This window comes from Marinococcus sp. LNHM4E3-1, from assembly GCF_056034405.1.
On sequence record NZ_JBQLID010000005.1, the window covers coordinates 221,330 to 233,205 of the forward strand.

At 44.9% G+C, this 11,876-nt stretch carries 13 protein-coding genes; 6 read left to right on the plus strand and 7 right to left on the minus strand.

Features of this window, described 5'->3' with window-relative positions; all coding sequences use genetic code 11:
* Nucleotides 1-47 precede the first annotated feature (47 nt).
* Entirely contained in the window at nucleotides 48-890 is an 843-nt protein-coding gene (locus ACTRXI_RS07780; protein WP_474261859.1) for a phytoene/squalene synthase family protein, read from the plus strand.
* A 203-nt stretch (nucleotides 891-1,093) separates the two neighbouring features.
* Nucleotides 1,094-1,651 carry a hypothetical protein gene (locus ACTRXI_RS07785; protein WP_474261860.1) on the plus strand — a complete coding sequence of 186 codons (558 nt, stop codon included), beginning with the start codon at nucleotides 1,094-1,096 and terminating at the stop codon, nucleotides 1,649-1,651.
* Nucleotides 1,652-1,735: 84 nt separating this feature from the next.
* Here ACTRXI_RS07785 and ACTRXI_RS07790 read toward each other — a convergent pair whose 3' ends face one another.
* From ACTRXI_RS07790 to ACTRXI_RS07800, 3 genes are all read right to left on the minus strand, one after another.
* Complete coding sequence (locus tag ACTRXI_RS07790; protein ID WP_474261861.1) at nucleotides 1,736-2,335, minus strand: hypothetical protein; 600 nt, start codon at nucleotides 2,333-2,335, stop codon at nucleotides 1,736-1,738.
* Between the two features lie 178 nt (nucleotides 2,336-2,513).
* Nucleotides 2,514-3,311: an alpha/beta fold hydrolase gene (locus ACTRXI_RS07795; RefSeq protein WP_474261862.1), complete on the minus strand. Its 798-nt coding sequence runs from the start codon at nucleotides 3,309-3,311 to the stop codon at nucleotides 2,514-2,516.
* Between the two features lie 182 nt (nucleotides 3,312-3,493).
* Nucleotides 3,494-4,276: a TerC family protein gene (locus ACTRXI_RS07800; RefSeq protein ID WP_474261863.1), complete on the minus strand. Its 783-nt coding sequence runs from the start codon at nucleotides 4,274-4,276 to the stop codon at nucleotides 3,494-3,496.
* A 385-nt stretch (nucleotides 4,277-4,661) separates the two neighbouring features.
* Between ACTRXI_RS07800 and ACTRXI_RS07805 the strand changes: the two genes are divergently transcribed.
* On the plus strand, nucleotides 4,662-5,036 hold the full coding sequence (locus ACTRXI_RS07805) for a PilZ domain-containing protein (protein WP_474261864.1): 375 nt from the start codon (nucleotides 4,662-4,664) through the stop codon (nucleotides 5,034-5,036).
* Between the two features lie 54 nt (nucleotides 5,037-5,090).
* The gene (locus tag ACTRXI_RS07810) at nucleotides 5,091-5,309 is read left to right on the plus strand and encodes a hypothetical protein (RefSeq protein WP_474261865.1); all 219 of its coding nucleotides are present in this window, start codon (nucleotides 5,091-5,093) and stop codon (nucleotides 5,307-5,309) included.
* A 151-nt stretch (nucleotides 5,310-5,460) separates the two neighbouring features.
* Here the strand turns inward: ACTRXI_RS07810 and ACTRXI_RS07815 are convergent, their stop codons facing one another.
* Nucleotides 5,461-6,513: an EAL domain-containing protein gene (locus tag ACTRXI_RS07815; protein WP_474261866.1), complete on the minus strand. Its 1,053-nt coding sequence runs from the start codon at nucleotides 6,511-6,513 to the stop codon at nucleotides 5,461-5,463.
* Between the two features lie 265 nt (nucleotides 6,514-6,778).
* On the opposite strand from ACTRXI_RS07815, the gene ACTRXI_RS07820 reads away from it, so the two are divergent.
* Entirely contained in the window at nucleotides 6,779-7,765 is a 987-nt protein-coding gene (locus ACTRXI_RS07820) for an aldo/keto reductase (RefSeq protein ID WP_474261867.1), read from the plus strand.
* A gap of 89 nt (nucleotides 7,766-7,854) precedes the next feature.
* On the opposite strand, the gene ACTRXI_RS07825 is transcribed toward ACTRXI_RS07820, so the two are convergent.
* Nucleotides 7,855-8,223 (minus strand): cupredoxin domain-containing protein, encoded by a 369-nt coding sequence (locus tag ACTRXI_RS07825; protein WP_474261868.1) that lies wholly within the window; start codon nucleotides 8,221-8,223, stop codon nucleotides 7,855-7,857.
* Between the two features lie 281 nt (nucleotides 8,224-8,504).
* Between ACTRXI_RS07825 and ACTRXI_RS07830 the strand changes: the two genes are divergently transcribed.
* On the plus strand, nucleotides 8,505-9,041 hold the full coding sequence (locus ACTRXI_RS07830; protein ID WP_474261869.1) for a YceI family protein: 537 nt from the start codon (nucleotides 8,505-8,507) through the stop codon (nucleotides 9,039-9,041).
* Nucleotides 9,042-9,468: 427 nt separating this feature from the next.
* Here ACTRXI_RS07830 and ACTRXI_RS07835 read toward each other — a convergent pair whose 3' ends face one another.
* Nucleotides 9,469-9,630, minus strand: a complete 162-nt coding sequence (locus ACTRXI_RS07835) for a hypothetical protein (RefSeq protein WP_474261870.1) — start codon at nucleotides 9,628-9,630, stop codon at nucleotides 9,469-9,471.
* Nucleotides 9,631-9,852: 222 nt separating this feature from the next.
* Nucleotides 9,853-11,502 (minus strand): Na/Pi cotransporter family protein, encoded by a 1,650-nt coding sequence (locus ACTRXI_RS07840; RefSeq protein WP_474261880.1) that lies wholly within the window; start codon nucleotides 11,500-11,502, stop codon nucleotides 9,853-9,855.
* Between the last annotated feature and the right edge of the window lie 374 nt (nucleotides 11,503-11,876).

The window sequence follows — 11,876 nt, forward strand, 5'->3', positions numbered from 1 at the left end:
ACCAGCCATCGCTTGGCTTCTGAAACGCGGGAGAGGGGATGAGAAGTATGAAATCAACGTTAGAAGAAGCATACGAAGAATGTCATCGTATTATTGCAATGCACAGTAAAACTTTTTCGAAGGCATTTGATATTCTGCCGCTTGAAAAAAGACAGGGCGTCTGGGCCGTTTATGCTTTTTGCCGGGCCGTCGATGATATTGTGGATGAAGGGGAAAATCCGGAGCAGGAATTAAAGGAATTTGAAACGATGTTTCATCAGTTTCTCCGCGATCCATTCTATCAGCCGTCCCTGCAATGGATTGCCCTGAGGGATACTTTCGAACGATTCGATATGGAAGTACAGCCTTTTATAGATATGATTCAGGGCCAGTATATGGATTTGGAAAAAATTTTTTATTACACATTGGAAGAAGTTGAAGGGTATTCCTATTATGTAGCAGGCACTGTAGGGCTGATGCTTCTGCCGATCCTTTCCCCCGAGCGTTTTGAACATCTGAAGCCGGGCGCTATCGCCCTTGGAAAGGCGATGCAGCTGACCAATATCCTTCGCGATGTAGGTGAAGACCTGGAGCGGGGGCGCATATATTTTCCGGTTGAAATACTCGAAAAGCATGGCTATACCACCAGGGATCTTCACCAGCACCGCCTTGATTCCTCATTTGTCCGGGCGTGGGAGGATACTGCCGCACGGGCAGAAGAGCTGTATACAGAGGCACTTGAATCTGTTGAACAGTATCCCAAGGATGCAAGGTATCCCGTCAAAGGCGCTGCTTATATGTATCAGGCCATTTTGGAATCAGTACGGAAAAACAACTACCAGGTGTTTAAGGAGCGGGCCTACGTTTCCAAACGGGATAAATGGAGTATTTTAAAAAGACTATCCTCCTAAAGAATGCTAAGCAGGCCGGGGAGTAGTCCCAAAAGTCTTCAGGCAGAAACTCTGCCTGTTTTTTCTTGGGTGAAAAACGAATCCTTAAAATGGTATTTTATGTATGATAAAATAAATATGAATACATAATACTGGAACCGCGGGATGTTATTATATCCGGCGGTTTTATTCTGTTTATGTACAGATACAGCAGGGGGAATTTTATGAAAAGACTTGTCACGCTGCTGGCAGCCGGGATCTTCATTTTCACCGCAGTGCTCAGCATTTATGTAGTGTATCCATGGCTTGAAGAAATGGAAAAACAGACAGCCGGAGCAGAGCAGGAGGAAGAAAATAACCCGGAAAAAGAGGCAGACAAGGAGCACCAGCTGACAAAAGCAGAAAAGAAAGTACAGCGGGAAGGGGAAATGAAAAATTATATTGCTGCCCGGCATGACCGATGGAATGACCTGACGGGCTACGGGGGTGAAAAAATGGTGGATGCAGAAAACATTCAGGAGCCTGAAGAAAAAATAGAAAAGCTGAAGTCACTGGCTGCGCAGACAGACAATCCGGATTTAGCGAGGGATCTTCGCAATGCTGCCGGCTGGAATGAACGCTTTCAGCGGAAAGAGCAGTCTGATTTAGAAGAAGAGCAAACGGCAGAAACGATTCACCGTATATTTCATGATCTGGATGTATACTATAACGGCCACGGAAAAGAGCCATTTGGTGTTACGCATGTAGACGACGGAAAGTATGCGGAAAAAACTGATATATGAGCGGGGCATAAAAAAACCACCAGGGCCGTACCCGGTGGTTTAACTCGTTTTAGAAAATCTTTTGCTTTCTCCGCGGAGAAAAGCTTAGCTATTGCTATTTGGGTCACGCTGGTTTTTTCCTTCTTCCTGCGGCTCAATATCGGCCTGGTTGTCTTTGCGCTTAATTTCTTCTTCCGGAGACTCCTGGATATTTTGGCTGCCACTAGTTTCAGAAGAAGAGGCGCTGGAATTATTAGAGGAAGAATCAGAAGAAGAAACCTGCTCTGCGCCCTGTTTTGCCTGATCCTTGACTCCTTCGAGCTCCTGCTCGGCTTCTTTAGCTGTGTCAGCTACATCCTTCAGCTCATCGCCAGCTTCTTTAGCTGTAGATACGACGCCTTCAGAGTCTTTTTTCACCTGTTGGATTTGTTCAATAATGTCTTTGCCGTAATCATTGTAAATCTCCTGCAGCTGGGTCGTTGCCTGCTTAGCAAGTTCTACTGTGCGCTGAAAGCGGCTTTTCAGTTCCTCTGTGTCAACTTCCTGGTTCGCTTTGTTTACTTTATCCTTAATGCCTTCGCTGCTGCCACTATCATTGTTGCTGGTACTTCCTGAGCCTTTCGTATACCAGTAGACGCCTCCCCCGATAGCAGCGGCTGATAGGGCAATAATCGGCAGTGTCTTTCTGGATGATGTGTTACTCATTATATCTACTCCTTTTTGTTTAAAATATGGAAGCAATGGTTCAGGAAATTAAAAAAAGAGTCAGCAAAGAAAAAGCTTTCTTCTGCTGGCTCATGGGTTAGCTTATTATCCAACCATTACCGCCGTGCTCAATATTCAAAGTAAGAATGAACTATAAACATATATCCTTTATGCTTTTTCAATAAACATCATTTTGAGTTTTTGCATAGACATTGCTGTTAACAAAATTTTTGATGATGGCATTCACTTCGCCGGCAGCTCTGGTAGGAAGCTGGTGTACCTTTCCCTGAATATGCACATTTTGCATGTGAGGGAGCCGGGATTTAAAATCATGCTGATGCTTTTTTACAAACACATCGTTGCTGCCAAATATCGTAAGCACGGGGCAGGTAATATGAGGGAGAAAGCCGGTGCTGTCATAATGCCTGCCATTCAAGTACATTTGCTCCATAATACCGGGATCGCTGTTCTCAATATTTTTTTCGATGCGTGCCTGCTGGTCCTGCTTTTTGGTATGAGAAAAGGCAAGGCCTTTGCCAAGTGTACCGAGCAGGTTTTCATACGTGCTCCAAATGCCAAGGCGGAATTTTCCGGCCAACAGAAACGTTCGTACTTTGGGAAAGCTGCTGATTAATACGAGCGCTTTCGTCTTTTCGGGATATTTGTAAGCAAATTCCTGAGCTGGCAGGCCGCCAAAGGAATAGCCGCAAAGAATAACCTGGTCAGCCCCAAGATGAGATATAAGGGCGTAAATATCCTCCGTCCACTGTCTGATGGTGCCGTCAGCGGCTTCACTGCGTTCGCTTCTGCCGTTTCCCCGTGGATCAAAGGTAACAACCCGAAACTGGTCTTCCAGCGGGTGCTGCTGCTCAAAGGCCGCGCAGCCGAGACCGGGAGGGGAAATAAACACAAGCACGGGCCCCTGGCCCCGCTGTTCATAATAGAGTGATGTGTTTTTTGAAGTGAAATATGGCATAAACAGGCTCCTTCGGCTCTCGTCAGCCGTAAAATTAAAAGTTCCATTCTATCTGTCTTTTTACCTTCAGTCTATATAACTAAACTTCAGAAATGGAAGAGGGCTATTAAAAAAAAGCCCTTTAAGCTTTCATCTGCTTAAAGGGGCCTGAGGTTGTGTGTGAAGCTGTACTTCATTAATGTTTAATGTTCTTTCACCGTTTCATCTGCTGATTTCGGACTGGATAAAAACCAACCGCTGACCGCGATCACAACGAGGACAATATAAAAGGAAGCCTTCCACAGCGGTGAATGAGAGAATGCTTCCGGAATAATGTGCAGGGAAGGGTGACTCAAAGCGTAAACTGCGAGTTTGACACCGACCCACCCTACGATAACGAAGGCGGTTATTTCAAGGCCTGGACGTTTTTCAAGCAGGGTAACAAATTTACCGGCGGCAAAACGCATAATGACGACTCCAATTAATCCGCCGAATAAAATCACCGCGAAGATTCCGCCGTCAAGACCGCCAATTGCCGGAAGACCGGAGGCTGGAAGAGTAATAGCGAGAGCAACTCCTGCAAGAATCGAATCGACGGCAAACGCAATATCTGCGAGCTCTACTTTAAAAACAGTCTTCCAGAAGCCGGGCGATTTAGTTTCCTGTGCGGCAGCAGTCACGTTTTGCTGCTGGCGGTGGCGGACCATATGCCTAATAATATGATTAATAGCGATATAGAGAAGGTAGGCAGCACCGATAGCCTGCACCTGCCATACCCCCGCCAGAAAACTGATGATAAACAGAGATCCAAACCGGAAAAGAAAAGCGCCAAACAACCCGTAAAAAAGAGCTTTTTTACGCTGTTTTTCAGGCAGATCCTTGACCATTACCGCCAAAACCATCGCGTTATCAGCTGCCAGTACACCCTCAAGCAGAACCAGAATAACTAAAACCCAGCTGTATTCCATCAATAAACCTATATCCATTTCTTTTCTCCCCTTATGAGAAAAGGCATGAAAAAAGCCTTTTCCCTGAATGATTCGAAGGAAAAGGCATCAAAAAAACCTTTCCCTCCCCCGAAATTGCTGCGGAGAAGAAAAGGTCTCGCTTATAGTCTGGTAACTACCATCAGCACCGGGGCTTCAAAGCCCGTCATGACGATGCAGATGCAGGAAAGCTACTCCCCTTTTATTCTATATTAATCATATTCCGGAGCATAGATAAAGTCAATCTTTATTTCAAAGAAGAGCAGGACTGAATGGGAGGTGAACGGCCTGGCATACTGCACTAAAAACATTTTTGAAATCGAAAGACAGAGCCTATATACTATTAATACCGCACTTATTTCACGCAAAGATAAAGGAGAAGGGTATGCCGGAATCAAGAAAAAACCTACGCTACTATTTCGAAGATCAGCCACTCCACGGAACCTTTTTCATTTACCGGATGGACAATACTATCGTGAACAGCGCGGCAGGTGACATGACGATCCATGATCTCTCCGGCGGGGGCATGCGTTTCTTTTCCCATCTAAATTTACCGGTCACAGACCGGGTACTTTTGACTTTTTCCTTTCGCTCGCTTCACAAAAATTTTGTCCTTCACGGTCATATAAAACGAAAGGAAAAACAAAACGGCGGCTGCATGTACGGGGTCTTTTTCCCGGACGAAGCTAACGATCAAAAAAATGACCTGGTGCGCACGGTGCATCAATTAAACATCGAACAAAAAGAACATCAGAGTTAAGACGCACGGAGAATTTCTGTTCATCCACCGCGGAGATAAAGGAGGAGTGTCTGTATGGATAACGATTTACTGAAAGAGCTGCTGCTGATTGCCCGCATTGCCGCTAAAGAACAGGGGACAATTTCCCCGGATGACCCTAATGAAGAAGCGCATTTTGATTATTTGATCAAAGAAGCGATGCTCGAAGCAGAAAAAGTAACAGACGAGGAAGAAAAAGTGGAATATGTGGATCCGGTGGTGACAGAAAAGGGCAGCCGCTTTATTGATGTATAATGTAAGCCTGGTCATAAGCTATCTAAATGGTATTAATATGAAAAGACCCCCTGGCACTGAAGCCGGAGGGTCCATTTGTATAGGTGAAGCCATTTGACCTGCGATTGAAAGAAACGGAGAAAAGCACGTGCGGGGCACATGCTTTGCAAGATCAATGGTTTGTATTAACGGTGTGAGAAAGGGAATCCAGAGGCTGCTCCTGCGGCTTAGCGAAATAATATCCCTGAAACAGCTCGTAGCCCATGTCGGCTAAGTAATCGGCATCTTCTTTATGTTCGACTCCTTCAGCAAGTGGCTGAGAGTCGGTATAGGCAGCTACCTGCAGCAGCGACGCTGCGATTTTTTGTTTTTCGGGGTCCCGGCTTACGCCGTCGGAATATTCTCTGGCCAGTTTAACAATATCCGGCTCAAGGTAAGATAGCTTTTTAAGGTCATTGGCCCCGGTGCCTACGTCGTCTAAAGCATATTTGAAACCGTGACGCCGGTAATAATTGAGTATACTTTTCAGGTGATCAATATCCTGCACTTCATCGCTTTCCACAACTTCAAATACTACGTTTTCCGGGGCAATGCCCATTTCATTGATGAGGGAAATAGTGGTCGATAAACAGTGTTCAGGCACATAAATAGCGGTCGGAATAAAATTGATGAAAATGAGCTTGTCTTTAATGATGGCTGCATTTTTGACAGAAACGATCCGGCAGGCGCGGTCAAGCGCAAACAGCCGGTGGCGGATGCGCGCCGCCTCAAGCAAAAAGAATGGGGCAATCATGCTTCCGTCTGATGCTTTTCCGCGGGAAAGCAGCTCGTGCCCAACAATAGTATAGCTTCCGTTATCTGGCCGGACGATAGGCTGATAATGTGACTGTATCTGTTCCTGATCGATAATTTCATCGATCCAGCCTGCTTCTTTGTAAGCGTGGAGGGAGCGAAGCGGCTGTTTGTTCGCTTCATCTTCCAAAGGATTATTCTTTTTTGCCGGAAAAATAAAAATTTCTTCGGGATTATAATGATCTTCCAGGTAATCCAGCAAATCAAAAGCAATGGTTTCATCCATCCATACCATGCGATTATTTACTTCCTGCCATTGGTTTTCGCTGTATTCACTGAAGTAAGGGGTGAGCAGGGCAGGAGACTGGTCGTTTTCAAAAATGAACGTGTAGCCCTGATGGCCGGGCATGCAAACGTCGCAACCGTTCTTCATAGATGACCTCCAAATGATGTCGTTTTAATAATAATATCGGCTGAAGAACTATGTATTCAAGTGTTTCATGAGAAATTTTGGATGAAAATCTGATATCGGGATACGTATAATATCTATTTGGGCATCGATGTTTAAATCTTACTGTGAAAGGTAACTAAAATAGAGTGATCGTTGGCAGGAACCTGGGTCGTTACAGGTGAGATACGTTGGAGCGGCCGCTTAATTGCAAATAATGGATATACCTTTATAGAGGAGGACAAAGTTTATGATTAATTTGAAGCAGGAAGGAAAACTCGGCTTCGGCACCGCGCCGCTTGGAAATATGTACCGTGATATTCCAGAAGAGGAAGCTTTAAAAACAATTGAAACAGCATGGGAACACGGCATCCGTTATTTTGACACTGCACCTTTTTACGGAGCTGGGCTTGCGGAGCTGCGCTTAGGCAAAGCGCTGGCCAGGCATAACCGCGACGATTTTGTATTAAGTACGAAAGTCGGTCGCTATATTTCTGAAGAAACGGAAAAAAAAGAAGGATTGTTTGCCAATGGCCGCCAAAATAAAGTAATTGATGATTATACTGCGGAAGGCACACGCCGGTCGATTGAGCAGAGCCTTGAGCGCCTGCAGATGGACCGGATTGATTTTGTGTATGTGCATGACATTTCTCCGGATTTTCAGGGAGACGAATGGCTCGCTAAATTTGAAGAGGCAAGAACAGGCGCATTCCGTGAGCTGACCAAACTACGGGAAGAGGGCGTTATTCAATCCTGGGGGATTGGAGTAAACCGGACGGAGCCGATTGAGCTCGCTCTCGACCTTGAAGATTCCAATCCGGATATCAGCCTGCAGGCTACCCGTTATACGCTGCTTAACCACGAACGTGCGCTTCAGCGCTTGATGCCGGAAGCGGAGGCGCAGGATGTTAGCATTGTGGTCGGAGCACCTTACGGATCAGGCGTGCTCGCCGGCGGTTCCACGTACGAATACTCGGATATCCCGCCGGAAATTGCTTCCCGTGTCGAGCAGATGAAATCCATTGCTGAACGTCACAATGTGAGCCTGATTGCAGCGTCCCTGCAGTTTTCAGCCGCTCATCCGGCAGTGGCGGCTGTTATACCAGGAGCAAGTCGGCCGCAGCGTATTCAGGACAACCTCGAAGCATTAAACGCCGATATTCCTGCAGCTTTCTGGCAGGAACTGCGTAAAGAGAAGCTGGTTTCCCCTGAGGCGCCGCTTCCAATTAAAGAATAAATACGGTTAAATTGATAGCCGCCGTGCCTAAATACAGGCACGGCGGCTTTTTTTGCAGAAAAAGTAAAAATAGGCCGGTGAGCTCCGGCTTACTGAACAATTAGGGTGGCGGTCATATATGCATGTCCCTCACCGCATGGAACGCTGCAGTAAATGTTATACTCTCCGGGTTCTTCCGGGGTGAACGTTGCTTCTCCTTCCCCCTGAATGTCTACATCAAAGTTGTCAATAGCAAGACCGTGTCCGCCCTCCTGGCTCGTTAAGCTGATGTTTACAGGTTCTCCGGCGTTAACGGTGTATTCCTCCTGGTCGAATTCAAAGTCAGTAGCGGTGACCTCCATTGTTTGAGCATCGGCGTTTTCACTGGTGCTTTCGGATTCATTTCCTCCGTCACTGCCGCCGCAACCGGCCAGAAAAACAAATGAGGCAAGAAAAAGGGCTGATACAGAAAATTTCATCGTAAAGTCTCCTCTCGATATTAATATAAGGTGTTTCATACGAAAAAGGCTTGCGAAGTGCCATGATATCTGAGATGAAATATACGGCTGACTTCACAATTAGTGTAAAACATAATGAGAATAAAAGACAAAATTAGTCTTAATAGATAAAGAGAAATCATTTGAAAATGACGGAATATTTATTATTTTCAAAGCAGGATACTAGATTTAAAGACTTGATACCTTTATACTAGTTGTAGCTTCATGGATTTAATTGAATGAATTTTTAGGAGGAGTTACTTATGGCAAAAACAGTCTGGTCCGTGGACCCTGTACACAGTGAAATTGGATTTTCGGTAAAGCACATGATGATCTCAAAAGCGAAAGGCACGTTTGACAAATTTGACGCTACTTTAAAGGTGGACGTGGAAGACTTAACAGACGCAGAAATCGAAGTGGTAATCGATGTAGCGAGTATTAATACCAGTGATGAAAACCGTGATGGTCATTTACGGTCGGCAGACTTCTTTGATGCTGAAAACTATCCCAACATGACGTTTGTCGGCAAGGAAGTTAAAAAAACGGGAGAAAGTGAATATGACGTGACCGGAGATCTTACGATTAAAGGCACAACCAAAGAAGTTACGGTCGATGTTACGTTTGAAGGCCAAAGTAAAGATCCGATGAGCGGAAACATAGTAGCCGGCTTCAGCGGCCAGACAACCATTAACCGGAAAGAATTCGGTTTAACATGGAACGCTACGCTTGAAACAGGCGGGGTACTTGTTGGCGAAGATGTGAAAATTAATATTGAAATGGAACTGCATAAGCAGGACTAATGCTTAAGCGAACAACCATTAAAAAAAAGCCTTTTAGAGCTCTGTGGGAGACATCTAAAAGGCTTTTCTACGTAGCCTGGGCGGGGAAATTTTAAAAGGGGGGCTTATCCGTAGGCACCGGCAGCTAACAGCACAAGAGCAAAAAAGACCGCGAGCCCGACTGCAAGGCCAAAATACAACTTGATAAAATGCCACATAGCTTTGATCGCTCCTTTTAAAGGAAAGGTGAATGTTACTGCTGTGAAAGGTTTTAATAAAAAATCACAGGGATGAAACAGAGTGCAGACAGAGCATATAAAATTAATAATACCAAAAAGAGCAGGTCCTGCCCAGAAGAAGCAGACCTGCTCTTTTTAATCGAAAGCTGTATCAATTAAACGCTTCTATATTTAAGACGCTGAATTTACAGTGGTATATAAAATTTCGTTCAACTTTTTTTATTTTGAAGAGTTTTGTTTAAATCATCAAGGTCTTTCACATCTTTATTTTTGCCTTCCCTGATTTCTTTCCGATACTTATCGAGACGCGCTTGTTTTTCATCCAGCTCGGCCAACACTTTTGGACAATCTGTACTATTTTTCTTATTCATTTCAAGCCCCTCTTTCTAATAGTTATCACTAAATTCAGTATGTTGGATTTTTATAGCTTTTACAATAGGTAAATAGATGATATATGGTTCACCTGTTTAAAAATGGTAAATATGCAAGGGGGATAAAGGTAGTACATTTCACGAAGAAAGGAAGGGGTCTGTTGAAAGTAGTGATTTGCGCGAAAAAAGCAGCGCCCAAACTGTAAGGGCGCTGCCTGCTTATTAATTGCTTTCTTTCATTTTGTGATCATCATCGAGCACGGTTTCAGCAATGTTTACAGCATGATCACCGATCCGTTCGAGGTTGCTTAGGAAGTCTACAAATACAATGCCGGCGGAACCGGAGCACTGGCCTTCATTAAGGCGCAGAATGTGTTTTTTGCGCAGCTGCCGTTCAAGCCGGTCAATCTCTTCTTCCTGCTGCAGTACCTGACTGGCAATTTCGTGGTTATCCTGCCCGAGTGCTTCAATTGATTGAGAAAATGTACTCATGGTTAATTCGTACATCTGATTCAAGTCCTTGTAGGCTTCCGGGGAGAGGGTTACCTTATTGGAGACCTGATAATCCACGAGCTCCATCAGATTTTCTACATGGTCGCTCACACGTTCAATGTCTCTCGTAGTATCCATGAGAACCGAATGCTGGCGTGAGCTCTCGGATGAAAGAGATCTAGAAGAAATGCCGGTTAAATAATTGGTAATATTTTTATCCAGATTATTGACAGCTTCTTCATATTTAACAATTTTTTCGGCGCTTTTTTTATTTTTGGTTTCTAGATAGGATTCGCTTTGTTTCAATCCTTTTTCAGCATATTCCGCCATCCGGAGCGTCTCTAATTTAGCCTGATCGAGGGCAATGGACGGTGATTGCTGAATAAAGAGTGGATCAAGATGCTTTGTTGTGTAGTCGATTTCCTTTTCCCGGCTCGGAATCAGTTTGGTCACAATGTAGGCAAGAACCCCTACGAAAGGCACCTGAATCAATACGTTGGCGGCATTGAAGATTCCGTGCGCAAAGGCAATAGTCATTGGTGGATTTAATTGCAGTGCATCCTGCAGATAGCTGATGAATGCGGTGTATGGCACGAGCAGAATCAGCACGATCACTGCCCCTAGTAAGTTGAAGATCACGTGAACCATCGCGGCCCGTTTAGCTGCTACTGAGGCCCCAATGGCTGCAATTACGGCGGTAATAGTAGTGCCGATGTTATCACCAAAAAGGATCGGCAGTGCTGCTTCGAGGGGGATCGTCCCCTGGCTGAACAGTTCCTGGAGCAGGCCAATCGTTGCTGATGAGCTCTGCAGTCCAACAGTGAACAGTACGCCAACCAACACTCCGAGCAGTGGGTTTTCACTCATACTAATGGTTAAATCATTAAAGGCAGGTAAATCTTCTAGAGGAGCCACGCCTTCTCCCATTAACTTCAGGCCATAAAACAGGGCTCCGAAACCGAAAAAGGTCTGACCAATGTTGTTGGTTTTTTTGTTTTTGAAGAAAAAAATCATTACTGTGCCGAGGAATAAAATCGGCAGAGCATAAGCCTCTAAATCGATTCCGATAATAAATGCTGTAACAGTTGTTCCGATATTGGCTCCCATAATGACACCGATCGCCTGGCGGAGCGTCATAAAGCCTGCGCTGACCAGACCGACGGTTAAAACGGTGGTACTGGAGCTGGACTGAATAAGAATTGTAACTACAGTACCAGTAAGCACGCCTAAAAACGGATTACTTGTAAATTTATCTAAAAGGTTGCGAAGACCGTCACCGGCAATCTTTTGAAGCCCGTCTCCCATGAATTTAATACCGAATAAAAAGATGCCCAAACCACCGAAAAATGTAAACAAAAGCGTTTGAATATCCAAAACAATGATTCCTCCCCTTGATGTCTATCTAACACAGATTACTGCAATACCCTCTACAGTTTTAAAGCATGATAAGCTGTAGTGTAAATAAAGGAATTGTTAAGATTTTGTAAAGGGAGGGGAGAGGCTGCAGCAGGAAAGGAAATCCATTATAGGCAAGGGAGAAGGCAGGAAAAAATTCTTCGCTTTTATACATTAAAAAACAGACTCCTTTGGGTGGAGTCTGTTCAGATTGTAGACAAAGGCCTCCGAAAATGGATTTCGGAGGCCTTTGTTGTGCCATCGACAGAAAAAAGAAGCCCCAATAGACAAGCGCCTATTTGTCGCCACCGCCAGGTGGCGAGTTTTTTGAGATTCATCGCCGCATAAACAAGCATCGC

Excerpts from the sequence above, each read along its gene's own strand:
- ACTRXI_RS07790 (WP_474261861.1), bottom strand. The coding sequence starts at position 2,335 with ATGAGTAACACATCATCCAGAAAGACACTGCCGATTATTGCCCTATCA.
- ACTRXI_RS07805 (WP_474261864.1), top strand. The coding sequence starts at position 4,662 with ATGCCGGAATCAAGAAAAAACCTACGCTACTATTTCGAAGATCAGCCA.
- ACTRXI_RS07835 (WP_474261870.1), bottom strand. The coding sequence starts at position 9,630 with ATGAATAAGAAAAATAGTACAGATTGTCCAAAAGTGTTGGCCGAGCTG.
- ACTRXI_RS07820 (WP_474261867.1), top strand. The coding sequence starts at position 6,779 with ATGATTAATTTGAAGCAGGAAGGAAAACTCGGCTTCGGCACCGCGCCG.
- ACTRXI_RS07825 (WP_474261868.1), bottom strand. The coding sequence starts at position 8,223 with ATGAAATTTTCTGTATCAGCCCTTTTTCTTGCCTCATTTGTTTTTCTG.
- ACTRXI_RS07810 (WP_474261865.1), top strand. The coding sequence starts at position 5,091 with ATGGATAACGATTTACTGAAAGAGCTGCTGCTGATTGCCCGCATTGCC.
- ACTRXI_RS07785 (WP_474261860.1), top strand. The coding sequence starts at position 1,094 with ATGAAAAGACTTGTCACGCTGCTGGCAGCCGGGATCTTCATTTTCACC.
- ACTRXI_RS07795 (WP_474261862.1), bottom strand. The coding sequence starts at position 3,311 with ATGCCATATTTCACTTCAAAAAACACATCACTCTATTATGAACAGCGG.
- ACTRXI_RS07800 (WP_474261863.1), bottom strand. The coding sequence starts at position 4,276 with ATGGATATAGGTTTATTGATGGAATACAGCTGGGTTTTAGTTATTCTG.
- ACTRXI_RS07780 (WP_474261859.1), top strand. The coding sequence starts at position 48 with ATGAAATCAACGTTAGAAGAAGCATACGAAGAATGTCATCGTATTATT.
- ACTRXI_RS07830 (WP_474261869.1), top strand. The coding sequence starts at position 8,505 with ATGGCAAAAACAGTCTGGTCCGTGGACCCTGTACACAGTGAAATTGGA.
- ACTRXI_RS07815 (WP_474261866.1), bottom strand. The coding sequence starts at position 6,513 with ATGAAGAACGGTTGCGACGTTTGCATGCCCGGCCATCAGGGCTACACG.